This window comes from Streptomyces sp. NPDC038213 (assembly GCF_055600495.1).
In genome coordinates this window covers 44,278-68,248 of sequence record NZ_JBVJYM010000010.1, presented here as the reverse complement: position 1 = coordinate 68,248, position 23,971 = coordinate 44,278, and the positions used below count along the sequence as shown (strand labels likewise).

General features: G+C 72.6%; 27 protein-coding genes and 2 pseudogenes. 7 read left to right on the top strand and 22 right to left on the bottom strand.

Translation table 11 applies throughout. The features are described 5' to 3' along the window. Positions 1–121 precede the first annotated feature (121 nt). From ACZ7JZ_RS17040 to ACZ7JZ_RS17015, 6 genes are all read left to right on the top strand, one after another. A complete protein-coding gene (locus tag ACZ7JZ_RS17040) occupies positions 122–1,354 on the top strand; it encodes a helix-turn-helix domain-containing protein (protein ID WP_470939376.1) in 1,233 nt (410 codons plus the stop codon). Positions 1,355–1,450: 96 nt separating this feature from the next. Beyond that, positions 1,451–1,657 carry a hypothetical protein gene (locus ACZ7JZ_RS17035; protein ID WP_470939373.1) on the top strand — a complete coding sequence of 69 codons (207 nt, stop codon included), beginning with the start codon at positions 1,451–1,453 and terminating at the stop codon, positions 1,655–1,657. Beyond that, a complete protein-coding gene (locus ACZ7JZ_RS17030; RefSeq protein WP_470939370.1) occupies positions 1,654–1,971 on the top strand; it encodes a DUF6415 family natural product biosynthesis protein in 318 nt (105 codons plus the stop codon). The genes ACZ7JZ_RS17035 and ACZ7JZ_RS17030 overlap by 4 nt, the downstream gene beginning before the upstream one ends. An 82-nt stretch (positions 1,972–2,053) precedes the next feature. Then, on the top strand, positions 2,054–2,311 hold the full coding sequence (locus ACZ7JZ_RS17025) for a hypothetical protein (RefSeq protein ID WP_470939367.1): 258 nt from the start codon (positions 2,054–2,056) through the stop codon (positions 2,309–2,311). Next, positions 2,308–2,799 (top strand): glycine-rich domain-containing protein, encoded by a 492-nt coding sequence (locus ACZ7JZ_RS17020; protein ID WP_470939364.1) that lies wholly within the window; start codon positions 2,308–2,310, stop codon positions 2,797–2,799. The genes ACZ7JZ_RS17025 and ACZ7JZ_RS17020 overlap by 4 nt, the downstream gene beginning before the upstream one ends. 23 nt (positions 2,800–2,822) lie before the next feature. Continuing rightward, positions 2,823–3,047 carry a hypothetical protein gene (locus ACZ7JZ_RS17015; RefSeq protein ID WP_470939361.1) on the top strand — a complete coding sequence of 75 codons (225 nt, stop codon included), beginning with the start codon at positions 2,823–2,825 and terminating at the stop codon, positions 3,045–3,047. A 38-nt stretch (positions 3,048–3,085) separates the two neighbouring features. Here the strand turns inward: ACZ7JZ_RS17015 and ACZ7JZ_RS17010 are convergent, their stop codons facing one another. The 17 genes and pseudogenes from ACZ7JZ_RS17010 to proS form a co-directional block, all read right to left on the bottom strand. Beyond that, positions 3,086–3,334 carry a helix-turn-helix domain-containing protein gene (locus tag ACZ7JZ_RS17010; protein ID WP_470939358.1) on the bottom strand — a complete coding sequence of 83 codons (249 nt, stop codon included), beginning with the start codon at positions 3,332–3,334 and terminating at the stop codon, positions 3,086–3,088. 166 nt (positions 3,335–3,500) lie between these two features. After that, entirely contained in the window at positions 3,501–4,937 is a 1,437-nt protein-coding gene (locus tag ACZ7JZ_RS17005; protein WP_470939355.1) for a recombinase family protein, read from the bottom strand. 32 nt (positions 4,938–4,969) lie between these two features. Beyond that, positions 4,970–5,230, bottom strand: a pseudogene (locus tag ACZ7JZ_RS17000) (magnesium chelatase domain-containing protein); the annotation flags it as partial. A gap of 1 nt (position 5,231) precedes the next feature. Next, a complete protein-coding gene (locus ACZ7JZ_RS16995) occupies positions 5,232–5,615 on the bottom strand; it encodes a YraN family protein (RefSeq protein WP_470939352.1) in 384 nt (127 codons plus the stop codon). 184 nt (positions 5,616–5,799) lie between these two features. Next, positions 5,800–6,108 (bottom strand): DUF2469 domain-containing protein, encoded by a 309-nt coding sequence (locus ACZ7JZ_RS16990; RefSeq protein ID WP_031130160.1) that lies wholly within the window; start codon positions 6,106–6,108, stop codon positions 5,800–5,802. A 55-nt stretch (positions 6,109–6,163) separates the two neighbouring features. After that, complete coding sequence (locus tag ACZ7JZ_RS16985) at positions 6,164–6,682, bottom strand: NUDIX hydrolase (protein WP_470939349.1); 519 nt, start codon at positions 6,680–6,682, stop codon at positions 6,164–6,166. Further along, on the bottom strand, positions 6,672–7,448 hold the full coding sequence (lepB, locus tag ACZ7JZ_RS16980) for a signal peptidase I (protein WP_470939346.1): 777 nt from the start codon (positions 7,446–7,448) through the stop codon (positions 6,672–6,674). Before lepB (ACZ7JZ_RS16980) ends, ACZ7JZ_RS16985 begins: the two co-directional genes overlap by 11 nt. A gap of 66 nt (positions 7,449–7,514) precedes the next feature. Beyond that, on the bottom strand, positions 7,515–8,417 hold the full coding sequence (gene lepB / locus ACZ7JZ_RS16975) for a signal peptidase I (RefSeq protein ID WP_470939762.1): 903 nt from the start codon (positions 8,415–8,417) through the stop codon (positions 7,515–7,517). Further along, positions 8,308–9,445 (bottom strand): annotated as a pseudogene (gene lepB, locus ACZ7JZ_RS16970) (signal peptidase I). Before lepB (ACZ7JZ_RS16970) ends, lepB (ACZ7JZ_RS16975) begins: the two are co-directional and overlap by 110 nt. After that, positions 9,438–10,232 carry a signal peptidase I gene (gene lepB / locus ACZ7JZ_RS16965; RefSeq protein WP_470939343.1) on the bottom strand — a complete coding sequence of 265 codons (795 nt, stop codon included), beginning with the start codon at positions 10,230–10,232 and terminating at the stop codon, positions 9,438–9,440. Before lepB (ACZ7JZ_RS16965) ends, lepB (ACZ7JZ_RS16970) begins: the two are co-directional and overlap by 8 nt. Positions 10,233–10,276: 44 nt before the next feature. Next, positions 10,277–10,627, bottom strand: coding sequence for a 50S ribosomal protein L19 (gene rplS, locus ACZ7JZ_RS16960; RefSeq protein WP_470939340.1), 351 nt, complete (start codon positions 10,625–10,627; stop codon positions 10,277–10,279). Between the two features lie 131 nt (positions 10,628–10,758). After that, on the bottom strand, positions 10,759–11,580 hold the full coding sequence (trmD, locus tag ACZ7JZ_RS16955) for a tRNA (guanosine(37)-N1)-methyltransferase TrmD (protein ID WP_470939337.1): 822 nt from the start codon (positions 11,578–11,580) through the stop codon (positions 10,759–10,761). Beyond that, positions 11,580–12,131, bottom strand: a complete 552-nt coding sequence (rimM, locus tag ACZ7JZ_RS16950; RefSeq protein WP_470939335.1) for a ribosome maturation factor RimM — start codon at positions 12,129–12,131, stop codon at positions 11,580–11,582. Before rimM ends, trmD begins: the two co-directional genes overlap by 1 nt. A 79-nt stretch (positions 12,132–12,210) precedes the next feature. Beyond that, complete coding sequence (locus ACZ7JZ_RS16945; RefSeq protein WP_005311361.1) at positions 12,211–12,450, bottom strand: RNA-binding protein; 240 nt, start codon at positions 12,448–12,450, stop codon at positions 12,211–12,213. A gap of 2 nt (positions 12,451–12,452) precedes the next feature. Next, the gene (gene rpsP, locus ACZ7JZ_RS16940) at positions 12,453–12,887 is read right to left on the bottom strand and encodes a 30S ribosomal protein S16 (RefSeq protein ID WP_470939332.1); all 435 of its coding nucleotides are present in this window, start codon (positions 12,885–12,887) and stop codon (positions 12,453–12,455) included. Between the two features lie 157 nt (positions 12,888–13,044). Continuing rightward, a complete protein-coding gene (locus ACZ7JZ_RS16935) occupies positions 13,045–13,644 on the bottom strand; it encodes a hypothetical protein (RefSeq protein WP_470939330.1) in 600 nt (199 codons plus the stop codon). Between the two features lie 221 nt (positions 13,645–13,865). Next, the gene (gene proS / locus ACZ7JZ_RS16930) at positions 13,866–15,278 is read right to left on the bottom strand and encodes a proline--tRNA ligase (protein WP_470939327.1); all 1,413 of its coding nucleotides are present in this window, start codon (positions 15,276–15,278) and stop codon (positions 13,866–13,868) included. A 120-nt stretch (positions 15,279–15,398) separates the two neighbouring features. Here proS and ACZ7JZ_RS16925 point away from each other — a divergent pair, with 120 nt between their 5' ends. Beyond that, positions 15,399–16,133 (top strand): methyltransferase type 11, encoded by a 735-nt coding sequence (locus ACZ7JZ_RS16925; protein WP_470939324.1) that lies wholly within the window; start codon positions 15,399–15,401, stop codon positions 16,131–16,133. A gap of 93 nt (positions 16,134–16,226) precedes the next feature. Here ACZ7JZ_RS16925 and ffh read toward each other — a convergent pair whose 3' ends face one another. The 5 genes from ffh to nsdA all read right to left on the bottom strand — a co-directional run bounded on the left by ffh (position 16,227) and on the right by nsdA (position 23,911). Then, positions 16,227–17,789 (bottom strand): signal recognition particle protein, encoded by a 1,563-nt coding sequence (gene ffh, locus ACZ7JZ_RS16920; RefSeq protein WP_470939321.1) that lies wholly within the window; start codon positions 17,787–17,789, stop codon positions 16,227–16,229. A 112-nt stretch (positions 17,790–17,901) separates the two neighbouring features. Continuing rightward, entirely contained in the window at positions 17,902–20,367 is a 2,466-nt protein-coding gene (locus tag ACZ7JZ_RS16915) for a [protein-PII] uridylyltransferase (RefSeq protein WP_470939319.1), read from the bottom strand. A gap of 16 nt (positions 20,368–20,383) precedes the next feature. Beyond that, positions 20,384–20,722: a P-II family nitrogen regulator gene (locus ACZ7JZ_RS16910; RefSeq protein WP_470939316.1), complete on the bottom strand. Its 339-nt coding sequence runs from the start codon at positions 20,720–20,722 to the stop codon at positions 20,384–20,386. After that, positions 20,719–22,071, bottom strand: coding sequence for an ammonium transporter (locus ACZ7JZ_RS16905; protein ID WP_470939313.1), 1,353 nt, complete (start codon positions 22,069–22,071; stop codon positions 20,719–20,721). Before ACZ7JZ_RS16905 ends, ACZ7JZ_RS16910 begins: the two co-directional genes overlap by 4 nt. A 343-nt stretch (positions 22,072–22,414) precedes the next feature. Beyond that, the gene (nsdA, locus tag ACZ7JZ_RS16900; RefSeq protein ID WP_470939310.1) at positions 22,415–23,911 is read right to left on the bottom strand and encodes a transcriptional repressor NsdA; all 1,497 of its coding nucleotides are present in this window, start codon (positions 23,909–23,911) and stop codon (positions 22,415–22,417) included. Positions 23,912–23,971 lie beyond the last annotated feature (60 nt).

Below are 23,971 nucleotides of genomic sequence, written 5' to 3'. Positions count from 1 at the left end.
TTCCCGCGCCTCCGGGCCGCGGGAGGGGGCGCTTTCGTGCGTCCGGGCCCGGCAGATCACCGTTCCCCGGCAGCCAGTTCGGCCGTACGCTGGCGGCACCGACCTACGAAGGGGCACGGCCGTGGACATCCCCGACACGCTCACCACCGGCGAGCGGATCAAGCTGCTCAGAGAGTCCCGCGGGATGACCCGCCCGGTCCTGGCTGGCCTCTGTGGCCGGGGCCCGGACTGGCTCAAGAAGATCGAGAGCGGCGAGCGCGAGCTCCGATCTCACACCCTGCTCATGCGCCTCGCCGCGGCCCTCCAGCTGGACGACCTCCAGCTCCTCACCGGCGGGACCGCGGACGTCGCCACGCCGGTGGGCGGCGGCCGCCTCAGCCACCCCGCCATGCCCGCCATCTGGGAAGCCGTCATGGCCCGCCCGCTGATCTGGGACCTCCCCGCCAGCCCGCCGGACCCGGCAGCGCTTCAGACCCGCGTTACGGACGCGTGGCGACTGTGGCACGAGTCCGACCGTAACCGCACCCAGGTCGGCGGCCGCCTCCCCGGCCTCATTCGGGACGCCGAGACGGCCGTCCGCGCCCTCGAAGGCGACCGGCGCCGGGCAGCCTACGTCGCCCTGTCTGAGGTGTACCGGCTGACCGGGCAGGCCACGGCCTACATCGCGCCCGCGGAAATGGCGTGGGTCGTCGCGGACCGAGCCCTTGCGGCCGCGCAGGCCTCGGACGACCCGGCCGCGATCGCGGCGGCCGCCTGGTCCCTCGGCAACATCCTGCGGTCGACTGCAAGCGCAGACGAGGCCTTGGCGTTCGTGCAGGATGCCGCGTCGCTGCTCCGCCCGCACCTCGGCGACGCGCCGGACGACTGGCGCGGCGTGTACGGCGCGCTCCAGCTGCACGCCGCCGTCACCGCCGCCCGCGCGGGCCGGGCAGGAGACGCCTGGCGGTACTGGGACGCTGGCGACCAGGTCGCCAAGGCGCTCCCCGCGGCGTACGTGCACCCGAGCACCATGTTCGGCCGGGCCAACTGCGACTTCCACGCGATCTCGGTAGCGACCGACCTGTCCGCGGGGCGGCAGGCCTCGACCCTCGCCGATGAGGTCGACCCGGACGCGATCCCGTCTCTGGAGCGCCGGTCCCGCCTCTGGGTCGAGATCGGCCGAGGGCACCTTCAGCGTGGGGACCGCACGGCAGCGCTGCACGTCATGACGATCGCCCACGAGATCAGCCCGGAGACCGTGGCGTATACCCCGGCGGCCCGGACCGCGGTGCTGGATCTGTGGCGGGAGGCGCCGCGCGCTCTCCGCCCCGAGGCCGGCCGTCTCGCGGAGGCAGTAGGCGTGCCCACAGGCTGAGTTGACAGGGGGACAGCTTGGGACAGGGGGACAAAGTGTCCCCCTGTCCCCTTTCGTGCAGCCCTACGGTGACGTCTCCACCAGCAGGGAGGCACGATGCCGAGCCAGCCGCACGCGTCGATCACCCACGACGCCCAGCTGAGTACCGACCCCACCACTGGGGAGGTGCGCGTCCCGATCACGCTCTACAGCCTCGACGTCCCGCAGGGCACGGCCACCCTGGTCCTGTCCCGGCGCGAGGCCTTGCGGCTCCGCGCCGCCCTCGGCCCGGCCGCCGCCGCGGACGACGAGGGGGAGCGGTGAGCGACGTACAGTCCCTGGTAGACCGGGCGCTCGTCCCGTATGAGCGGATGCCGACCGCGGAGGAAATCACCCGCCTCACGGACGGGCTCCTCGCCGTCGGCGCCGACCTCCTCACCGCGGCCGAGTACGCCCGCGAGACCGACCACCGGGTGGCCGGCGCCCTCATCGACTGGCACGCCCTGACCGCGGACGGCCCGTCGGGCGGCCCGCTCGGGCCCTGGGACCACGCCCGCGCGCTGGCCCGCGCCGTCCGTACGATCCGGCGGCAGCTCGGCCTCGACCGGCCCGCCCCGCTCACCGACTCGGCGGCGTGACGATGTCGGACCGCGCCCGCGAGGTGCTGTACGTGCTCAGCATCCTCGGCATCGTCGCCGCCCTCGTCGTCGGGACTGCCCGATGACCGGCCGCCCGGCCGCCCCCAAGGTCGTCCAGCCCCCGTGCAGCCTCGCTGAGCACGAGTACTGCCGGCCCGGCGAGGTCCGTACGTCGTACGGCGAGGTCGCGATCCCGGCCCGCCGCTGCGACTGCACCTGCCACACCGACGGCGACACCGCCCCCACGGACTCCCGCCCGGCCGCGCACATCCCTGCCAGGACCGCGGCCGAGCGGGCCACCAGCACCTCCACCCACACGAACGGAGGCACCACCGCATGACTACCACCACCGAGGCCACCACGGCCAGGGACGCCCGCACCCTGATCACGCCCGCCCAGTTCGAGGGCATCGCAGCGACCGTCGCCAGCAACAACCCCGGCATGTCGGCCGCGGACGCAGCGCGGATCACCGAGGAGGCCCTCAAGTTCGTGGCAGCGGCCGCCGCATCCCCCGGCGGCATGAAGCCCTCCCGGACGGTCGACGAGGGCTGGCACGCCCTCATCCTCCACACCCGGGTGTACGCCGAGCTGTGCGAGCGGCTCGGCCAGTTCGTCCACCACGTCCCCGAACTGCCCGACCCCACCCGCCACGACCCGGGCGCCCTCGACCGCACGCAGGCCCGCATCGTCACGGCCGGGTTCGCCGTCGACCGCACCCTGTGGCTCGGCCCGCTGGACGGGATGGCCGTCGCCGCCAGCTGCGAGCACACGATCAACTGCGGCGACGCCGACTGCTCCGGAAACTGCCGGACCGACCACCCCAACTAGGCCACGGGGCTAGGCTGGTCGGCGTGAGCAGCGCGTGGGAGAACCGCGAGTACGACGACCTGATCAGCCGCCTGCGGGACCTCCGGAAGGGGGCTCGCCGCCGAGTACGGCAGGTGCGCGGCTGCGGAGAGTGCCGAGGCCTCGCCTCGGTCGTCGTAGTGGATGGCGAGCGGCGGGTCGTGTACAGCGAGCCGTGCCTCGCCTGCCGCGGCAGCGGCACCTCCGAGCGGGCCCGTACGGAGGCCTGACGAGAACCGCCCCGGCCAGCTGGCTTCACCGGCTGGGGCTACTCCTCCTCGCGGACGAGGTGCGCAAGGGGGACGCCGATGGCGTCGGCGATGAGCAGCAGGGAGTCAAGGAGCGGGGAGGCGTGTCCCTGCTCGATGCGGTTGTAGGTAGCCCTGTCCATGCCGCCTGCGCGCTCAGCGACAACTTCCTGCGTTAAGTCCCGCTCGACGCGAAGGGCTCGGATGCGTGCCCCGATGCGGCGCCGGCGGGCGAGTACGTGATCGGGCAGCGGGGCGGAGCGGGACACCCGTCCAAGCTGTCGTGATCAAGAAAAGATGTATGTAGGGTGCACCCTACATTGTGTGATCTTCGCTCACGCAGGGCATCACGCCCTAACCGAGCCGCCGACCCCACCAAGCCCCCCAGGCGGAGGGTCGGCAGGCAGGGCCCCACCGCGCGCAGGTGGGGCCCTGTCATTTCCACTCGATCTTCAGCGAGTCCGCATCCCAGTACCCTCCGCCCGGCTGCCGCCCGCGGCGCGCCCGGTACAGGGTGACGGTCACCATGTGCGAGATCACCGCGCGCTTTCGGGAGAGGTCCAAGCTGTTCCACGCTTCTTCGACATCCTCGGCGGACACCAACCCCGCCACGGGGTTCACCTTCACCGCGGTGGAGAGAGCCGTCTCGGCGGCCTTGATCCGCTGGCGGGCCGCTTCGGACGCGACGGTCCACGACCTCATGTCCAGCTCTCCGCGCCCCAGAGCGGCCGCCAGATCGTCCAGGACGAGCCGGGCCTGCCTCATGTCGTCCTGGGCTCCCCGGACGTCCACAGGGGCATCCTCGCGAGCCGCCAGGATGTCCGCCGCGTCCGGGCGGGACAGCCGATCCAGGATGGCAAGCTGCACCGTGTCGTCGATCACGCCTCGTTGCCGGTTGACGTGCAGCCGGCTCCGGCACCGGTAGATCAGGATGGGGACTCGCCCGTTGGTGCCACCCGCGGCCATGAGGGTTTCCCCGCACTCTCCGCAGAGGTACAGCCCAGTCCCGAGCGCAACCCGGGCGTTGCCGGTCGACGTGCGGCGGCTCGGATCGGTGAGGATCGCCACGACGCTCCGCCACGTTGCCTCGTCGAGAGCGGCCGGCCACTGCCCTGGGCCGACCTCGGTGCCGCGGTGCACAACGATGCCTGCGTTCCGGGGCCGCAGGAGCATCCTCCGGATTTCCGTGTGCCTCCAGGGGCTGCCGGTGGCCGTCTGAACCCCGCGCTCCGCCCACAGACGGCTGATCGAGTTGATGGAGGCGCCAGCGAGAACGCTTCGGGCCGCTTCCCGGATGCATTCCATCTCGGCAGCCACGGGTGTCACCCCGTCCGCCTCCCACCCGAAGGGCCTCCGCCCACCGAAGAAGACGCCACGCTGAGCCATCTGGTCACGGGCCCGCCTCTGCCGTTCGACCATGCGCTCAACCTCGTATCGGGCCTGCACGCCGAGCTGCCGGGCGATCATGCGGCCGGTGGCCGTGGACAGGTCGAGGTGACCAGCTTTGACGGTGCGGGTTTCGACGCGGCGGGACTCGCACACGTCGATGTACTCCTCCAGCTCGACAGGCCGGCGGTGGAGACGGTCTGTGTGCCATGCGAGGACGCATTCGGCGTCGGCGTTGCGGAGGCCTTCGAGCATCCGGGAGTAGTTGGGCCGCGGCTTCCCGGAGTATGCGGACAGGTCGTTGTCCTCGAAGCGCTCCACGATGCGGTACTCGACCGCGTTGCCGGAGAGCTGCTCGGCCAACTGCTCGATGTCCTCGAACTGCCTTTGGCAGCCGAGGCCGGCGCCCTCGCGGTCGGAGCTGATCCGGGCGTAGGCGTAGCACCGGATCACCCGTCGTCCCGAGGGCGTCGTCCGCGTCGTCATGTGCCCATGCTGGCACTTTAGACGTGTCTTTCGCAGGCTTTTGCTAGGTCGAATCCCGATCCCGATTTCGGCACGGATGCGGGGCTGAGCCCCACGGTGAGCTTCTTCTGGGGCCATTCGGCGCCGGAGTTCACCACGGCGGCCCGCACCCGGTCCCGGCTCTCGACCAGGGTCTTGTCCGGCAGCCCGACCAGCGTGAAGGCGGCCACGCCCGGTTCGAGGTCGGCCTGGACCTCGACCACCACGCCCTCGACGCCGACCAGGGCCACGGAGCACGTACGCGCGAAACCCATCTCAGGCCACCCCCCTGGCGTGCTCCACGAGGGGGGCGCCGCGGCGCGGCAGCACCACGCCGACCAGGTCGATGCGGACCCCGCCGGGCGGCGGCCCCCCGTGGTCGGCGAGCCAGCGGGCGGCGAGCCTTCTGAGCCGGGCCGCCTTCCGCGGCCGCAGGGCGGCCATCGGATGCTCGAAGGGTCCGGCCCTGCGCGTCTTGACCTCGCAGACCACGAGCGCGTCCCCGTCCCGGGCGAGGATGTCGATCTCCCCGCTCCGGCAGCGCCAGTTCCGCGCGATCACACTCATCCCGGCCTCGGTCAGCCGCCGGGCGGCCAGGTCCTCGCCGTACCGCCCCATCGCCTGCCGGGCCACGTCCACCACGACGCCCTGTGCGTCCATCGGTACCACCTCCGGTACCGACGGTCCCGCACCCGCCCCCAGCTTGTGGATCTTGGTGGACAGCCCCTCGGATGTGGACAACTCCCCCACCCGAACGGGCCGCTCCGCCCCCGGACCACGCCCCGCAGACCGCGCTCGTCAGACCACGCCCCGCAGGCCCCGCCCAGCCGGGCAGGAGCCCGCCTCAGCTGCCGGGCAGTTCGAGGTCGCTCTTGTTGAGCTCCTCGATGTTCACGTCCTTGAAGGTCAGCACCCTGACCTGCTTCACGAACCGGGCCGGGCGGTACATGTCCCAGACCCAGGCGTCGGCCATGGAGACCTCGAAGAAGACCTCCCCGTGGACCGAGTGCACCTGCATCTCGTAGTCGTTGGTGAGGTAGAAGCGGCGTTCCGTCTCGATGACGTACTTGAACAGCCCGACGACGTCGCGGTACTCGCGATAGAGCTTCAGCTCCATCTCGGTCTCGTACTTCTCGAGGTCCTCGGCGCTCATGGCATGTTCCCCTTCAGCCGTGCGTCCCCCTATTGTGCGCCAGCCCGGTGCACCCCTAAACGATTTCCGGGGGCAGGACCACCGGAGCACCCGGGGGACCTTCGTCGAGCAGCGTCCGGAGCAGCTCGGCGAGTCTGGTCGGGTACACCGTCTCACGCGCTGCCGACAGTTCCTCGGAGGTCCACCATCTGGCTCCGGTCACGCTGCGCCGCTCCAGCTCCGTGAGGCCCGCGGGGGCCGTCCCCGTCTGCTCGGTACGCCCCAGGAAGTACCACTCGTCCTGGTCCCAGCGCCGCCCGTCGAAGGGGAAGGAGCAGTAGCGCCGCCACAGCACCGGCCCGAGCTCCACGTCGGTGATCCCGGTCTCCTCCACCAGCTCGCGCAGGGCCGCCTCCTCCCGGCTCTCGGCGCCTTCCAGGCCGCCGCCGGGGGTAAACCACCAGTCGTCCTGCGGGTCGGCCGGTTCGCACCCGTGCAGGAGCAGGATCCGGTCCCGGGGATCGAGCAGCACGATCCGCGACACCCGGCGCACCGCCCCGACCGGGTCCACCGGCTCCCCCGGCTCAGCCGACACGGGCCTGCTCCCGGCTCCCGGCGCCCGCGGCCCCGCCGCCGGCCCGGCCCCGCCCCCGGCCGCCCGCCAGCCGCGCCAGGGGCCCGTACGCCGCCCCCGCGAGCACCAGCACGGCGCCCGCGGCCACCGCCCCCAGCTGGGTCCGCAGCGGGCCCGGGACGGAGGTGCCGCCGGGCAGTGCGGCGAAGGCCGCCGGCCGTCCGACCATCGCGGGCGAGGGCCAGGCGACGGCGTCCACGCGCCCGCTGACCGCGGAGCGCGGCACCGAGCCCTGGCCGGCCTCGGCGATGTGCGAGCGGGAGTCGAGGGAGGCGCCGCGCTGGTCGCCGAGCAGGAAGAGCTTGCCCTCGGGAACGGTCACCTCGAAGGGGGTCTCGGAGGCCCGCCCCCCGAAGACCCCGAGGTACGGCTCCTCGACCGCGACCCCGTTGACGGTCAGCCGGCCGCCCGTACCGCAGCAGGACACCGTGTCCCCGCCGACGCCCACCACGCGCTTGACCATGGGGGCACTGCTCCACACCTCGTCCGTGAAGACCACCACGTCGCCCCTGCGCACCTCGGAGCCGTCGATCCGCTCGGCCAGCACCCGGGCGCCCGGCTTCACCGTGGGCACCATCGAGTCGGTCGGGACGGTGTACGGCTGGTAGACCAGCGCCCCCCAGACGAACCCGCCGAGGAAGAGGAGAAAGCCGACGGCCACGGCGAGCCCCGACAGCCTGCTGCCGAGTCCGCCGCGGCCGTCGCCACTGCGTGTCGTTCCGCCCATCCCAGCGCCCCCACACTCCGGAGTCGTGACCTGGGACGGCACCCTACCCGGGGGTACGGTCCGGGGTCAGCCCCGGTTCCGGGCGCTCTGCCGGCGGCGCTTCCACAGCACCAGCGGTACGGCGCCCACGAGCCCTGCGCCCACCGGCGCGGCGCCGAGGGCGGCCGCGGCGGCGGAGTTCAGGCCCGGCTGGTCGAAGGTGTCCGGGACCGGCAGGGTGGCCCAGCGGGTCACGGGCCACGCGATCACCACGGCCCGGCCGACGACCTTGTCCACGGGCACGAAGCCCTTGGTCGCGTCGTCCATGTGCCAGCGCGAGTCGTACGAGTTCTGGCGGTGGTCGCCCATCACCCAGATCTTGCCGTCGGGCACCTTGAACGGGCCGAAGGGCTTGTCGTCGCAGGCGGTGTTCCCGGGGAAGATGTACGGCTCGACCAGGGCCTTGCCGTTGACCTTGACCGGTCCGCCCTTGGCGCACTCCACGGTGTCCCCGCCGATGGCGATGACCCGCTTGATCAGGTCCTTCTCCTCGGCGGAGGGCATCAGGCCGATGAAGCTGAGGAACTTCTGGACGGCGTTGGGGTCCGGGGTGGGCTCCCCTTCCAGCCAGTTGTTCGGGTCGTGGAAGACCACGACCTCGCCGCGCTCGGGCTCGGAGCCGAACCACGGGGTCAGCTTGTCCACCAGCACCCGGTCCCCGCGCTGCAGGGTGTTCTGCATCGAGTCGGAGGGGATCGAGAACGCCTGCACCAGGAAGGTCTTGATCAGGAGGGCGAGGATCAGCGCGATGCCGACGAGGAGGGGCAGCTCCTTCCAGAAGGAGCGCTGCTTGCGCGCGCCGTCCTGCTCGCCGCCCTCGTCACCCGCACCGGTGTCGTCCGGTTCGCCGGGCCGGCCGGTCTCGCTGTCCACGGCAACCTCCGGCCGCTCTTCGGGTTCCTCGCGTCCGGACCGTGCGCCGACCGCCACATCCCCCACGTCCACTCCTCACTCCGATCTGCCGCCCGCACCCGAATGGCACGGGCCCTCCACACCCCTTAACGAGCGGGAGTTCCGCCGGGGTCGGGAGCCGGACCGTTCCGCAGAGATCACAAGTCCACGCAGAGATCAAAGTCCAAGAGGACAGACTATGCGAAGGGAGGTCCGCGGCGGCGCCCCCGGCGCGCAGGTTCCGGTACGGAGCCGAAGGTCGCGGGCTCCTCCAGCTTCCGCCAGTGGGAGAACGGCCAGGCGATCACCACGGCCCGCCCGACCACGTCGTCCTCGGAGATCGTCCCGAAGTGGTCCGTGTCCAGGTGGGCCCGGGAGTCGGCGGAGTCGGCGCGGTGGTCGCCCATGACGAAGAGCCGCCCTTCGGGCACCTTCACTTCGAACTTGATGTCGGAGGGTGAATTCCCCTCGTGGACGTACGGCTCGTCCAGCGGGAAGCCGTTCACGGTCACGCGCCCGTCGGTGCCGCAGCAGGCCACCGTGTCCCCGCCGACCCCGACGACCCGCTTGATCAGGTCCTGCTCGTCGGCCGAGGGCAGCAGCCCGATGAAGGTGAGGACCTGCTTGACCTGCTTCACGCCCACCGGATCGGGCCTGCCCGTGCGGTTCTCCGCCCGCAGCCAGCCGCCGGGGTCCTTGAAGACCACCACGTCCCCGCGCTGCGGCTCCGTACCGAACCAGGGGGTCAGCTTGTCCACCAGCACCCGGTCCCCGATCCGGATGGTCTGCTCCATCGACCCCGAGGGGATCACGAAGGCCTGGACCAGGAAGGTCTTGAGGACCAGGGCTATGAGCAGGGCCACCACGATCAGCAGCGGCACCTCGCCCGCCCGCCGGGTGCGCCGCCTGCGCTTCACCTTCCGGGCCAGTCTGCGCCGCTCGGCCCGGGTCTGCGGGGGCGCCGGCTCCGCGGCCGCCGGGCCGCCGCCGCGGGCACCCGGGTCCGTCGTACGTGCGGCAGCAGCCGCGCGTCCGGCGGCCCCGCGGGGCCGCCCCCGGCTACCCACGGCCCCCGCCGGGTCCGGGCGGACCGGTCCGGGGCCCGTACGCCGCGGAGGACTCGACGGTGCCCCAGCGGGAGACCGGCCAGCCGATCCAGTCGACCCGCCCGATCACCTCGTCCACCGGCACCATCCCGCCTCCCGGGCTCCCGAGGTGGTCGCGGGAGTCGCGCGACTGCGACCGGTGGTCGCCCATCACCCACAGCGTGCCCAGGGGCACGGCGATACGGAAGGGCACCTTCGAGGGAGCGTCGCCCGGGAAGAGGTGGTCCTCCTCGACCGGGACCCCGTTGACCTCGATCCGGTTCTGCGCGTCGCAGCAGACCACGTCGTCCCCGCCGACCCCGACGACCCGCTTGACGAAATCGGTGTCCGCGGGCTCGGCGAGGCCCAGGGCCGCGGCCGCGCCGTGCAGCAGGTCCCCGACCGGGTTGCCGCCGGAGCCCCCGTACTGCTGCACGAAGGAGCCGGTGCCGTCGAAGACCACCACGTCCCCGCGGGCGGGCTCGCTGCCGAAACGGTACGCCAGCTTGTTCACCAGCACCCGGTCCCCGACCCGGAGGGTGGGCTCCATCGAGGTGCTGGGGATGAGGAAGGGCTGGAGCACGACATTGCTCAGGACGAGGAGGAAGACCGCGCACGCCCCGCCGAGCAGCCCCGCCCGGCGCCAGGGGCTCCGGCCGCTGCGGCTCGCGCCCGCGGATCCGGCCCGCAAACGCGCGAAGCGCGACCGCGACCCCTCCGTGCCGGAAGGGGTGCGGCCGCGCTGCGTGTCTCGTGCTTCGGTGTCCATCGGGAGGGAGCCTATCCGGCCACCCCCGGGACCCGGAGGCGAGATCAGTTGTCGCGCTTCTCCTTGATCTTCGCGGCCTTGCCGCGGAGCTCACGGAGGTAGTACAGCTTGGCGCGGCGGACGTCACCGCGGGTGACCAGCTCGATCTTCTCGAAGATCGGGGAGTTCACCGGGAAGGTGCGCTCGACGCCGACGGAGAAGGAGACCTTGCGGACGGTGAAGGTCTCGGAGACGCCGGAGCCCTGGCGACGGATCACGACGCCCTTGAACTGCTGGATACGGGAGCGGTTGCCCTCGATGACGCGGACGTGCACGTTGACCGTGTCACCCGGGCGGAAGGCCGGGACGTCCGAGCGCAGCGACGCGGAGTTGACGCTGTCCAGGAGAGAAGACATGTTCTCGTCTGCTTTCTTTGCACGACGCCACAGGTCGCCGAGCAGGTTTTCGTGGGGTTTTCGGGTGCTGTCCCGTCCGTCGGGCGACGGTCCCCCTGTGGCAGGGGCGCACGCGGGCGTACAGCAGCCGCCTATTCTTCCACGGCCTGCGGCCCGCGCCAAAATCGCCCGCCGGGCTCCGGGGACCAGCCCAGCAGGCTGAGCGTTTCGCGGTCCTTCTTGTCGAAGGCGGCGGCGGGGGTCCGCTCGATCAGGTCGGGGCGGTTGGCGGCGGTACGGGCGAAGGCCTCGTCCCGGCGCCAGCGGGCGATCCTGCCGTGGTGGCCGCTCAGCAGCACCTCGGGGATGCCGCGGCCGCGCCACTGCGGGGGCTTGGTGTAGACGGGGCCCTCGAGGAGGTTGGCCATCTCGCCGGGGGCGAAGGAGTCGTCCCGGTGGGATTCGGCGTTGCCGAGGACCCCGGGCAGCAGCCGGGCCACGGCCTCGGTGACCACGAGGACCGCGGCCTCGCCGCCGGCGAGCACGTAGTCGCCGATGGAGACCTCGTAGACGGGCATGCGGGTGGCGTACTCGTCGATGACGCGGCGGTCGATGCCCTCGTAGCGCGCGGGGGTGAAGACCAGCCAGGGCCGCTCGGAGAGCTCGACGGCGAGCTCCTGGGTGAAGGGCCGGCCGCTGGGGGTGGGGACCACCAGGGCGGGGCCGTACGCCCCGGCCTCGTACCCGGCGGCGAGGAGCTCGTCCAGGCAGTCGCCCCAGGGCTCGGTCTTCATGACCATGCCGGGGCCGCCGCCGTACGGGGTGTCGTCGACGGTGTTGTGCCGGTCGTAGGTCCATTCCCGCAGGTCGTGGACGTGTACGTCGAGCTGTCCGCGGGCCCGGGCCTTGCCGACCAGGGAGACGTTCAGCGGTTCGAGGTACTCGGGGAAGATCGTCGCCACGTCGAGGCGCATCAGGAGCCTTCCCCGGCGTCCCGGGCCGACGCGACCTCCGCGCGGTCGTCGATCAGGCCGGGCGGCGGGTCGATGACGGCCCGCTGCTCCTCCAGGTCGATCTCGGTGACGATCTCCTCGACGAAGGGGATCATGACCTCACTGCCGTCGGGGCGCTCCACGATGAAGAGGTCCTGCGAGGGCAGGTGCGAGATCTCGGTGATCCGGCCGATCTCGGTGCCGTCGGCGAGGACCACGTCGAGGTCGATCAGCTGGTGGTCGTAGTACTCGTCGGGGTCCTCGGGGAGTTCCGAGGGGTCCACCTCGGCGATGAGGAGGGTGTTGCGCAGCGCCTCGGCGGCGGTGCGGTCCTTGACCCCCGCGAACCGGATCAGCAGCCGGCCGCTGTGGACCCGGCCGGTCTCGACCGTCAGCGGCCCGGCCGAGGCCGGTTCGGTGGCGAGTACGGCGCCGGGCCCGAGCCGCAGCTCCGGCTCGTCGGTCCGCACCTCGACGGTGACCTCACCCTTGATGCCGTGCGCGCGGCCGACCCGGGCGACTACCAGCTGCACTGTTCCTTCTCCTGTCGGTACGACGACGGGCCGGGGCGGGCTGCGAAGCCCTCCCCGGCCCGTGCCGGTGACTCGTTTCTCAGCGGACCTGGTCCACGTCGACGAGGTCGACGCGGATGCCGCGGCCGCCGATGGCGCCCACGACGGTCCGCAGGGCACGCGCGGTGCGGCCGTTGCGGCCGATCACCTTGCCGAGGTCGTCGGGGTGGACCCGGACCTCCAGCACGCGCCCGCGACGCAGATTGCGCGAGGCGACCTGCACGTCGTCGGGGTTGTCGACGATGCCCTTCACGAGGTGCTCGAGAGCCTCCTCGAGCATGCTCAGGCCTCGGTCGACTCGGCGGCGGCCTCGGCCTCGTCCGCCTTCTTCTCAGCCTTCTTCTTCTGGGTGATGGCCTCGCCCTTGGCGTCGCCACCCTCCAGGGTCTTCGCGAACTCGTCGAAGGAGCGACGCTTGTCTTCCTTCGTCGCCGGCTGCAGCAGCGGCGCGGGGGCCGGGAGGCCCTTGTGGGCCTGCCAGTCACCGGTGAGCTTCAGGATGGCGAGCACGGCCTCGGTGGGCTGGGCGCCGACCGACAGCCAGTACTGCGCGCGCTCACCGTCGACCTCGATGCGCGACGGGTTGTACGTCGGGTGGTAGATACCGATCTCTTCGATCGCACGGCCGTCCCGACGGGTACGGGCGTCGGCGACGACGATGCGGTAGTGCGGCTGGCGAATCTTGCCGAGGCGCTTGAGCTTGATCTTGACTGCCACTGGAGTGGTGTCTCCTGAACTTGACGTGGTTGGGCACATGAGATGCCACGTGGGGTTGCGGTACTCGGGTGCCCGATGGACGCGTCAGCCGGAGGAGAGAGGGGTCCTATGCGACTGTCGAGTACAGCTGCCCATTCTGCCACATGACCGCGGCCGGTCAGGACGCGGCCGCGGCGACCGCCACCTCGGGGATGCGGAAGGGCTTCATACAGCCTCCGCACACGATCGGGGCCTGCGCCAGGACCGAGGGGACCACGCGCACGTTGCGCCCGCAGTCGCAGACGGCCTTGACGCGGACGCCGCCGCCCGAGGAGCCGTGCCGGGCGGCCGGTCCGCGGAAGGTGCGCTTGGTGTCGGCGGCGGTCGCGACCGTGTGCGCCTTCAGGGCGCGCTGGAGGCGCTCCATGGTGGGGCGGTAGCGGCGCTTGGCCTCCGGGGTGAGGGCGACCAGCGAGAAGCCGCTGCTGGCGTGCGGCTCGTCGGAGTGGTCGAGGCCCATCTCCTCGGCGATCGCGAGGAATCTGCGGTTGTGGTAGCGGCCGGCGCGGGAGGTGTCCCGGACGCCGCGGGCGGCGGCGATGCCGTGGACTGCCTCGTGCAGCAGCCGTTCGAAGGAGAGCTCCGCGCCACACGCGGACGAGGACTCCCCGATCAATGACTCGGGCGCGGCAAGGTCGGGCAGCTCGGCGTGGTACCGCTGAATGTCGGCCCACGCCTGTGCCAGCTCTGCGGCGAGTACAGGTGGTGTCGTGCTCACGTCGTGACAACGAGCCGGGGGGCCCGGGTGTTCCGATTCCGGGCCATTCCAAATTTTTTGCACGTACCAGTCAGTTCACACTGATGCATGCCGACGAGGGCGCGTGCGCATAACTCCGGAGGAGTCGGTACGTACAGGAGATCCCCCGGACTCCGCCCGGGGGATCTCCTCGCGTCACTTCAGTCGACGGCCGTCACACCGGTCCCGCCGCAGGCGGCCCGTCAGTACGAGCGCGCCACGATGGCCAGGGTGCCGGGGGCGTCGTCCGCCTCGGGCACCGAGCCGTCCTCGGCCACCAGGCAGCGCACGGTCACGGCCTGCTCACCGAGCTTGGCCTCGCCCTCGGGGCCCAGCTTGTCCCAGGCGATCCGCGCCCAGCCGCCGGCGATCGCGGCCTCGGCGGCCTCCTCGATCGTCGCGACGTCGCTGGTGCGGGACTCGCGGCGCTCGCGGGACTCGCGCAGCAGCTGCGCCTGGTCCTCGTCGAGCACCTTGGGCAGCAGGTCGGCCAGGGAGTCGATCTGCACCGGCTCCTTGCCGCCCGGGATCCGGCGGGCCAGCATCGCGGTGCCGGCCTCCAGGTCGCGGGGGCCGATCTCGATGCGGACCGGAACGCCCTTGAGCTCCCAGTCCACGGCGCGGCGGCCGAAGGGGGTGTCCACGCGGTCGTCCACGTGCACGCGGATCCCGGCCGCCTTCAGGCGGTCGCCCAGCTCGCGGACCTTCGCCACGGCCTCGTCGCCCTTGATCGCCATGACGACGACCTGGACGTGGGCCAGGCGCGGCGGGACGCGCAGGCCGTTGTCGTCGCCGTGGGACATGATCAGGCCGCCGACCATGCGGGTGGAGACGCCCCAGGAGGTCTGCCAGACCATCTCCTGCCTGCCCTCCTTGGACAGGTAGGAGGTGTTGAAGGCCTTGGCGAAATTGGTGCCGAGCTCGTGGCTCGTGCCCATCTGCAGGGCCTTGCCGTCGCCCATCATGCCCTCGAGGGTGAGGGTGTTGATGGCCCCGGCGAAGCGCTCCTTGGCGGTCTTGCGGCCGAGCACGACGTCGATGCCGAGCACGTTGGTCATGAAGTCGCCGTAGACGTGCCGGTGGATGTGCGCGGCGTAGTCGCGGGCGTCCTCGTACGTGGCGTGGGCCGTGTGGCCCTCCTGCCAGAGGAACTCGCTCGTACGGAGGAACACGCGCGGGCGCATCTCCCAGCGGACCACGTTGGCCCACTGGTTGATGAGGAGGGGCAGGTCCCGGTAGCTCTGCACCCACTTCGAGAAGTAGTCGTTGATGATCGTCTCGGAGGTGGGGCGGACGACGACGGGCTCTTCGAGCTCCTTGCCGCCGCCGTGCGTGACGACGGCGAGCTCGGGGGCGAAGCCCTCGACGTGCTCGGCCTCCCTCGTCAGGTACGACTGCGGGATGAACAGCGGGAAGTACGCGTTCTGGGCGCCCGCGTCCTTGATGCGCGCGTCCATCTCCTGCTGCATCCGCTCCCACAGGCCGTAGCCGTACGGTCGGATGACCATCGTGCCGCGCACCGGGCCGTTGTCGGCCAGCTCGGCCTTGTTGATCAGATCCTGGTACCAGCGGGGGAAGTCCTCCGCCTGGGGGGTGAGAACGGGAGCCTTTGCCATGGCGCGAATGGTACGGCGCCGGGCGGGCCGAGCGTGAATCGGGTCCGGCGCTCCTCTGGACGCGGGGCCCGATCGGCAGTTCTCTGGCAACGGGGGCAAGGAGGACAGGAGCGCTTTTCCATGATGACGACGCTCGCCGCCCGGGACTGGGCGGAGATCCAGGAGCGGATGCTCGTACCGCTGTACGAGGCGGTGTACGACCGCCTCGGCGTGGGCCCCGGCACGCGGCTGCTGGGGCTGGACTGCGGGGCCGGGCTGGCCCTGCTGCTGGGGGCGGCGCGGGGTGCGCGGGTCGAGGGGGCCGAGGCGGATCCGGGGCGGCTGGCCCTGGCCCGCGAGCGGCTGCTCGACGTGGCCCTGGCACCGCCGGGACCGGGAGGTCCCCCGTACGACGTACTGGCCGCCTTCTCTCCGGACGCGCCTCCGGACGCGGGCGCGCTCGGGCGGCTGCTGCCGCTGGTGCGGCGGGGCGGGGCGGTGGTGCTGACGGGCTGGGGGCCGCCGGAGCGCTGCGCGACGCTGACGGCGCTCGGGCCGGAGTGGCGGCCGCCGCCGCACTGCTCCCCGTCCGGGCTGGAGGACCTGGCGGCCTCGGCGGGGCTGCGCCCGGACGGCTCGGGGCGGGTGTTCTGCCCGTTCGGGTACGCCGGGATGGACAGCGCGGTGCGCGGACTGCTGTCGACGGGGCGTTACGCGGCGGCCGGGCCGGACGCGTTCGGGCCGTGCCCGGCCGAGTCGGGGCAGGCGCAGCAGGCCGAGAAGGAGCTGACGGAGGCGCTGCTGCCGTACGAGCGGGAGGACGGCACGGTGTGGCTGCCGAACGTCTTCCGGTACGTCGTCGGCCGCGTGCCGTAGGCCGTCCCTCCCGGATCCCGGCGGGCCCGGGAACGGCGGAGGGCCCCCGCCGGGGCGGGGGCCCTCCTTCCGGTGCGGACTGCAGCCTGTCGGCTACTTCATGAACTTCTTGAACTCGTCCGGCAGCTCGAAGTCGTCGCCGGGAGCACCGCCCGGCAGCCCGAAGGCGCCGCCGGGGGGCAGGGCCGGGGCGCCGCCCTGCTCCTTGCGGGCGGCGGCCGCGGCCTCGTCCGCCTTGCGCTTCATCGGGTTGCCGCTCTTGCGCTTGCCCTTGGCCTGCTTGATCTGCTTCTTCTGCCGGCCGGGGCCGCCGCCCATGCCCGGGATGCCGGGCATACCGGGCATCCCGCCGCCCTGGGCCATGCGGGACATCATCTTGCGGGCCTCGAAGAACCGCTCGACCAGGCTCTTGACGGCGCTGACCTCGACGCCGGAGCCCTTGGCGATGCGGGCGCGGCGGGAGCCGTTGATGATCGTGGGGTCCTGGCGCTCGGCCGGGGTCATCGACTTGATGATGGCGGCGGTGCGGTCGACGTCCCGCTCGTCGATGTTGTTGATCTGGTCCTTGATCTGGCCCATGCCCGGCAGCATGCCGAGCAGCTTGGAGATGGAGCCCATCTTGCGGACCTGCTCCATCTGGGCCAGGAAGTCGTCGAGCGTGAACTCCTTGGGGCCCTTGGCGAGCTTGGCCGCCATCTTCTCGGCCTCGGCCTGCGAGAAGGTCTTCTCGGCCTGCTCGATCAGGGTGAGCATGTCGCCCATGTCGAGGATCCGGCCGGCCATGCGGTCCGGGTGGAAGGCGTCGAACTCGTCGAGCTTCTCGCCGTTCGAGGCGAACATGATCTGCTTGCCGGTGACGTGCGCGATGGAGAGCGCGGCGCCGCCGCGGGCGTCGCCGTCGAGCTTGGAGAGCACGACGCCGTCGAAGCCGACGCCGTCGCGGAAGGCCTCGGCGGTGTTGACCGCGTCCTGGCCGATCATGGCGTCGACGACGAAGAGGATCTCGTCGGGGCTGACGGCGTCGCGGATGTCCGCGGCCTGCTGCATCAGCTCGGCGTCGATGCCGAGGCGGCCGGCGGTGTCGACGATGACGATGTCGTACTGCTTCGTACGGGCGTACTCGACGGAGTCCTTGGCGACCTGGACCGGGTCGCCGACCCCGTTGCCCGGCTGGGGGGCGTACACGCCGACGCCCGCGCGCTCGGCGACGACCGAGAGCTGGTTGACGGCGTTGGGGCGCTGGAGGTCGCAGGCGACCAGCAGCGGGGCGTGGCCCTGGCCCTTGAGCCAGAGGCCGAGCTTTCCGGCGAGGGTGGTCTTACCGGCGCCCTGGAGGCCGGCGAGCATGATGACGGTCGGCGCGGTCTTGGCGAAGCGCAGGCGCCGGGTCTCGCCGCCGAGGATGCCGACGAGCTCGTCGTTGACGATCTTGAGGACCTGCTGGCCCGGGTTGAGGGCCTTGGAGACCTCCGCCCCCAGGGCGCGCTCCTTGACGTTCTTGATGAACGCGCGGACCACGGGGAGGGCGACATCGGCTTCGAGGAGCGCGATACGGATTTCCCGCGCGGCCGCGTCGATGTCGGCCTCGCTCAGGCGGCCCTTGCCGCGCAGGCTCTTGAAAGTCGAGGCAAGGCGGTCGGAAAGCGTATCGAACACGATGGTCGCGGTTCCTCAGGTCGGGGGCGTGTGGTCGCCCTCCAGGGTATCCGGCCCGGCCGACGGATAGGGCCCGGCCGCCCCATGGAGCGGCCGGGCCCCGCGCCGGTGCTCAGCCGAGGGCCCGCGCCACCGCCGCGGCCAGGTCCGCGGCGGTGTCCGGGGCGAGGGCCTTGCCGTCGGTGTCGGTGACGTAGAGGGAGTCGACGGCGTTGGCGCCGAGGGTGGAGACGTGGGCGCTGCGGACGCGTACGCCGGCGTCCTCCAGGGCCCGGCCGATGCGGTGCAGGAGGCCGACGGCGTCGGGGGCGCGCACCTCCAGGACGGTGGCCAGGGAGGAGACGTCGGGGACCACGGACACCCGGGGCGGCGGCGGGACCACCCCGCGCCGGCGGGGGTAGGCCGCCTCGCGCGCGGCCAGTTTCGCCGGTACGTCGAGGGAACCGTCCAGGGCCCGGACCAGGTCCGCGCGGAGCCGGGCGGCCTGGGGCAGCGAGCCGTACTCGGCGGCGACCCGCCAGCGCAGGACCAGCACCTCGCCCAGCGGGCCGGGGAGTTCGAGGGTGCGCAGGTCGGCGGCGCGGACGGTGAGCCGGTGCAGGGCGAGCACCCCGGCGGCGGCGGGCAGCACGCCGGGCTGGTCGGGTACGGCGACGATCAGCTCGACGCCGACCTCCCCGGCGCCGTCCTCCCCGCCGTCGGACCCGGTCCCGGACTCGGTCCCGGACTCGGTGCGGGCGTGCAGGGACAGGACGGGTTCGCCGGTGCGCAGGGCCTCGACGGCGAGCCGCTCCTGTTCGGCGGAGGGGGCGGGCGGGGCCTGCGGGGGTGCCGGGGCCCCGCCGAGGAGGGCGGCGGCCCGCCGGACCAGGTCGGCGACGAGGGAGCCGCGCCAGGCGCTCCACGCGGCGGGCCCGGTGGCGAGGGCGTCGGCCTCGGTGAGGGCGTGCAGGAGCTCCAGGGTGCCGGTGGAGCCCACGGCGTCGGCGACCGTGCGGACGGTGGCGGGGTCGTCGAGGTCGCGGCGGGTGGCGGTGTCGATGAGCAGGAGGTGGTGGCGCACGAGGGTGGCGAGGACGGCCGTGTCGGCGGGCTCGAAGCCCATCCGGGCGGCCGTGTCGCGGGCGATGGTCTCCCCGGCGACGGAGTGGTCGCCGGGCCAGCCCTTGCCGATGTCGTGGAGCAGGGCGGCGGTCAGGAGCAGGTCGGGGCGGCCGACGCGGCGGGTGAGGGCGGCGGCGCGGACGGCGGTCTCGACGAGGTGGCGGTCGACGGTCCAGGTGTGGACGGGGTTGCGCTGGGGGCGGCAGCGGACCCGCTCCCAGTCGGGCAGGAGGCGGGTGATGAGGCCCTCGGCCTCCATGGCCTCCCAGACGGCGACGGTGGGTTCGCCGGCGCCGAGCAGGGTGACGAGCTGTTCGCGGGCCTCGGCGGGCCAGGGCACGGGCAGCGGCCCGCCCTGGGCGGCGAGCCGGCGCACGGCGTGGGGGGAGACGGGCAGTCCGGCCTGGGCCGCGGCGGCGGCGAGGCGCAGCGGGAGGACGGGGTCGCGTTCGGGCCGGGCGGCCAGCGCGAGGACGGCCTCGCCGTCCTGTTCGACCACGCCCTCGGCGAGCGGGGCGCGTTCGGCGGGCACGGCCCGGGTGCCGAGCAGTCCGCGCAGCCGGGGGCGGGCCGAGCGGGCCCGCAGGACCCGGCCGACCTCGCGCCAGGTGACGTCCCCGGCGTACGCGACCACGCGGGCGGCCTCGTAGACCTGCCGCAGCAGGGCGTCGGCGTCGGGCAGGTCGAGGCCCTCGGCGACCTGGGCCTGCTCCTGGAGGGAGAGGCGGTCGCCGGCCCGGCCGGTGACGAGGTGGAGGGTGTCGCGGGTGTCGAGGAGGCGCCGGCGGGCCTGGGCGAGGCCTTCGCGGGGGGCGTCGGCGAGCCAGGAGGCGGCGACGGCGCGCAGGGCGGTGACGTCGCGCAGGCCGCCGCGGGCCTCCTTGAGGTCGGGTTCGAGGAGGAAGCGGAGCTCGCCCGCGCGCTCGGCGCGCTCGCGGCACATCGCGTGCAGTTCGGGGAGCCGGCGGGGGGCCTGGTTGCGCCAGTCGGCGAGGACGGAGGTGCGCAGTCCGGCGACCATGCCGCGGTCTCCGGCGACGGCGCGGGCGTCGAGGAGCCCGAGGTGGACCTTGAGGTCCTCGCCGGCGGTGCGGCGGGCTTCGGCGGGGGTGCGTACGGAGTGGTCGAGGGCGAGGCCCAGGTCCCAGACCGGGTACCAGAGGCGGTCGGCGAGCGCGGAGAGCGCGGCCGGGGCGGCCTTGCCGTCGTGGAGCAGCAGCAGGTCGAGGTCGCTGCGGGGGGAGAGTTCTGCGCGGCCGTAGCCGCCGGTGGCGACGAGGGCCGCGCCCCGTACGCCGGTCTCCCGGGCTGCGGCCGCGAACAGGGCGGCCAGCCAGCCGTCGGTGAGGGCGGCGAGGGCGGAACGCCGCGCGGGCCCGGACTGCGGCTCCTCCTGGAGGAGCCGCAGCCGGGCCGCGGCGTAGCCGCCGGGTGCCGGGCCGCTCGTGCCGGTGGTGTCTTCGACGCTCGTCACCCGGGGCTCCCGTGTCTCAGAGGGCTTCCGCGCCGCGTTCGCCGGTGCGGACGCGGACGACGGTGTCGACGGATACGCTCCACACCTTGCCGTCGCCGATCTTGCCGGTCTTGGCGGTCTTGACGATGACGTCCATGACGTCGGCGGCGTCCTCGTCGTCGGCCAGGACCTCGATGCGGATCTTGGGGACGAGGTCGACGGTGTACTCGGCGCCCCGGTAGACCTCGGTGTGGCCGCGCTGGCGCCCGTACCCGCTGGCCTCGGTGACCGTGAGCCCCTGGACCCCGAAGGCCTGGAGGGCCTCCTTGATCTCGTCCAGCTTGTGGGGCTTCACGATCGCGGTGATGAGCTTCATGCGTCCACCTTCTTGGCGTCCTTGGTCTGCGCGGCGGGGGCGTGGACGGCGCTGCTCCGGGTGGGGGCGCCGCCGCCGGCTCCGCTGAAGTCGTAGGCGGTCTCGGCGTGTTCGACCTGGTCGATGCCGGAGACCTCCTCGTCCTCGGAGACCCGCATCCCGATCGTCTTGTCGAGGAGGAGGGCGAGCACCGCGGACGCGATCAGAGAGTAGGCGAGGACGGCGAAGACGCCGACGGCCTGCTTGCCGAGCTGTTCGAGGCCGCCTCCGTAGAAGAGGCCCTTGGCCTCGGACTGGACGCCTCCGGTGGCGAAGAAGCCGACGAGGAGGGAGCCGAGGATGCCGCCGACGAGGTGGACGCCGACCACGTCGAGGGAGTCGTCGTAGCCGAACTTGTACTTCAGGCCCACGGCCATGGCGCAGACCACGCCCGCGACGGCGCCGATGGCGATGGCCCCGAGCGGGGAGCAGGAGCCGCCTGCGGGGGTGATGGCGACGAGTCCGGCGACGGCGCCGGAGGCCGCGCCGAGGGTGGTGCAGGCGCCGTGGCGGATCTTCTCGTACGCGAGCCAGGCGAGCATGGCGGCCGCGGTGGCGACCTGGGTGTTGACGAACATGACGGCGCCGACGCCGTCGTCGTTGCCGAGCCAGGAGCCGGCGTTGAAGCCGAACCAGCCGAACCACAGCAGGCCCGCGCCGAGCATGACCAGCGGCAGGCTGTGCGGGCGCATCGGGTCCTTCTTGAAGCCGACGCGCTTGCCGATGACGAGGATGACGCCGAGGGCGGCGGCGCCCGCGTTGATGTGGACGGCGGTGCCGCCCGCGAAGTCGATGACGCCCATCTCGAAGAGCCAGCCGCCGGCGCCCCAGACCCAGTGGGCGACGGGGAAGTAGACGAGGGTGGCCCACAGGGCGACGAACAGGGCCCAGGCGGTGAACTTGACCCGGTCGGCGAGGGCGCCGCTGATCAGGGCGGGGGTGATGACCGCGAACATCAGCTGGAAGACGGCGAAGACGTAGACGGGGATGGTGTAGCCGTCCCACAGCTCGGTCAGGCCGATCCCGCTGAGGCCGACGTACTCGGAGGACCAGCCGATGAGGGAGCCGGAGTCGGTTCCGAAGGCGAGGCTGAAGCCGTAGAGCACCCACAGGACCGTGACGATCCCGAGGCTGATGAAGCTCATCATGAGCATGTTGAGGCTGCTCTTGACGCGGACCATCCCGCCGTAGAAGAAGGCGAGGCCCGGGGTCATCAGCATGACCAGGGCGGAGCAGATGAGCATGAACCCGGTGTTGGCGGCAGACAGCTCGGGGGCGTCTGCGGCCAGGGTCGTGATGGCTGGTGCCATCGGCGTCTCCTCGTCGTCGGTACGTTCGCGTGCGGGCGATCGTGGGAAACCTGAGCGGCGCAAGGCGTACGGCGCGTACGGCGCTGGGGCTGCTACGGCCTGGCGGATCGGCCGTCCGGCGGGCTGGCCGGTTATGAGCCATGAGATTCGCGCAGGCCGGTTTCCGGCGGTGCCGCACGATGTTTCGCGGCGGTGACGAAGAGGTCGGGCGTGTTACGCGCCCATGAACGCGCACAAGAGCCGGCCGCGGCAGCACCCGGGTGACTGACAAGGGGGAGCCGAGTCCGGTCTCCGGTGGGTGGCTGCCGCGGCCGGGGTCCCTGCCCGGTCCGGTCGGGGGGCCTCAGACGGCCTCGGCGGACTCGGGGAGCTGGGCGGCGATCCGGTCGGTGAGCCGGACCACCTCGGCTACGTCGCCGAACTCGCGGGCGGCGGTGTCCACGGTCTTGCGGAGCCGGGTGTTCACCCGCTCGGAGCGCACCTTCCTGGCCACGGGCAGGGCCCGCTCCGCGAAGGCGGTGGCCTGCTCGGGCTCGCGGCGGAGCAGGTGGACCGTGGCCATCCCGATGAGGTTGAGGGCGTACGAGCGCTGGTGCTCCTCGTCCTTGGCGAAGAGGTCGACGGCCTTCTGCATGACGGGCTCGGCGAGGGCCGCGTACGTGGGGCTGCGGCCGGCGACGTAGGCGAGGTCGCGGAAGGAGTGGCTGTTCTCGCCGTTCAGCTCGGCCTCGGAGAAGAAGCGGATCCAGTCGGGCTCCGGCTCGCCGCCGAGGGCCGCGTCCGCGAAGGTGTCCTCGGCCATGCGCACGGCCCGCTTGCAGCGGCTGGGCTGGCCCATGTTGGCGTAGGCGCGGGCCTCCATCGCATACAGCATCGCCTGCGTGCGCGGCCCGGCGCAGTCGCGGCTGCCGTACTGGGCCAGGTGGATGAGCTCCAGGGCGTCCTCGGGGCGGCCGAGGTGGATCATCTGGCGGCTCATGTTGGAGAGGATGTACGAGCCCAGGGGCTTGTCCCCGGCCTCCTTGGAGGCGTGGAGGGCGAGGACGAAGTACTTCTGGGCGGTGGGGTGCAGCCCGATGTCGTAGCTCATCCACCCGGCCAGTTCGGCCAGTTCGGCGGCGACCTTGAAGAGGCGCTTCATCGTGGGGCCCGGGTGCGGCTCCTGGAGCAGGTCGGTGACCTCGTGGAGCTGCCCGACGACGGCCTTGCGGCGCAGTCCGCCGCCGCACTGGGCGTCCCACTGGCGGAACATGGCCGTGGTCGCCTCGAGGAGGTCGAGCTCGGGCCCGGAGAGCCGGGGGCGGCGGCCGGGGGCCCGGAGGTCGGGGCCGGGCTCGGTGGCGGGGACGGGCACGAGCCAGCGCTGCATGGGCTCGATGAGGGCCGGGCCGGCGGAGAGGGCGAGCGAGGTGCCGAGGAAGCCGCGGCGGGCGAGCATCAGGTCGCTGCGGGAGAACTCGCTGAGGAGCGAGACCGTCTGCGGGGCCGCCCAGGGCAGGTCCACGCCGGACACGGAGGGCGACTGGTGCGCCGTGCGCAGGCCGAGGTCCTCGATGGCGACGACGGAGCCGAAGCGCTCGGAGAACAGCTCGGAGAGGATCCGCGGGATGGGCTCGCGGGGCTGCTCGCCGCCGAGCCAGCGCCGCACCCGGGAGGTGTCGGTGCTGATGTGGTGGGCGCCGAGCTGGCGGGCCCGGCGGTTCACCTGGCGGGCGAGCTCGCCCTTCGACCAGCCGCTGCGCACGAACCACGAGGTGAGCTGTTCGTTCGGGCTCTGCTCGCCCGCGGGCCCGCGGGCCGCGCTCTCCTCGCTCGCACCGATTGGGCCACTGCCGCTCACTGGAAACGCCCCCATCCATTCAGCCTCGGAACACCCTCGCGTCGGCAGGGAGTCGCCATA

Bases quoted from the DNA above. Each gene is read 5' to 3' on its own strand.
- ACZ7JZ_RS17025 (WP_470939367.1), top strand. From the start codon at position 2,054: ATGACCGGCCGCCCGGCCGCCCCCAAGGTCGTCCAGCCCCCGTGCAGC.
- ACZ7JZ_RS16925 (WP_470939324.1), top strand. From the start codon at position 15,399: ATGATGACGACGCTCGCCGCCCGGGACTGGGCGGAGATCCAGGAGCGG.
- ACZ7JZ_RS17020 (WP_470939364.1), top strand. From the start codon at position 2,308: ATGACTACCACCACCGAGGCCACCACGGCCAGGGACGCCCGCACCCTG.
- proS (WP_470939327.1), bottom strand. From the start codon at position 15,278: ATGGCAAAGGCTCCCGTTCTCACCCCCCAGGCGGAGGACTTCCCCCGC.
- trmD (WP_470939337.1), bottom strand. From the start codon at position 11,580: ATGCGCCTCGACGTGGCGACGATCTTCCCCGAGTACCTCGAACCGCTG.
- ACZ7JZ_RS16905 (WP_470939313.1), bottom strand. From the start codon at position 22,071: ATGGCACCAGCCATCACGACCCTGGCCGCAGACGCCCCCGAGCTGTCT.
- ACZ7JZ_RS16990 (WP_031130160.1), bottom strand. From the start codon at position 6,108: ATGAGCGCCGAGGACCTCGAGAAGTACGAGACCGAGATGGAGCTGAAG.
- rplS (WP_470939340.1), bottom strand. From the start codon at position 10,627: ATGTCTTCTCTCCTGGACAGCGTCAACTCCGCGTCGCTGCGCTCGGAC.
- lepB (WP_470939346.1), bottom strand. From the start codon at position 7,448: ATGGGCGGAACGACACGCAGTGGCGACGGCCGCGGCGGACTCGGCAGC.
- ACZ7JZ_RS16995 (WP_470939352.1), bottom strand. From the start codon at position 5,615: ATGGACGCACAGGGCGTCGTGGTGGACGTGGCCCGGCAGGCGATGGGG.
- ACZ7JZ_RS17035 (WP_470939373.1), top strand. From the start codon at position 1,451: ATGCCGAGCCAGCCGCACGCGTCGATCACCCACGACGCCCAGCTGAGT.
- lepB (WP_470939343.1), bottom strand. From the start codon at position 10,232: ATGGACACCGAAGCACGAGACACGCAGCGCGGCCGCACCCCTTCCGGC.
- ACZ7JZ_RS16910 (WP_470939316.1), bottom strand. From the start codon at position 20,722: ATGAAGCTCATCACCGCGATCGTGAAGCCCCACAAGCTGGACGAGATC.
- ACZ7JZ_RS16945 (WP_005311361.1), bottom strand. From the start codon at position 12,450: ATGCTCGAGGAGGCTCTCGAGCACCTCGTGAAGGGCATCGTCGACAAC.
- ACZ7JZ_RS17005 (WP_470939355.1), bottom strand. From the start codon at position 4,937: ATGACGACGCGGACGACGCCCTCGGGACGACGGGTGATCCGGTGCTAC.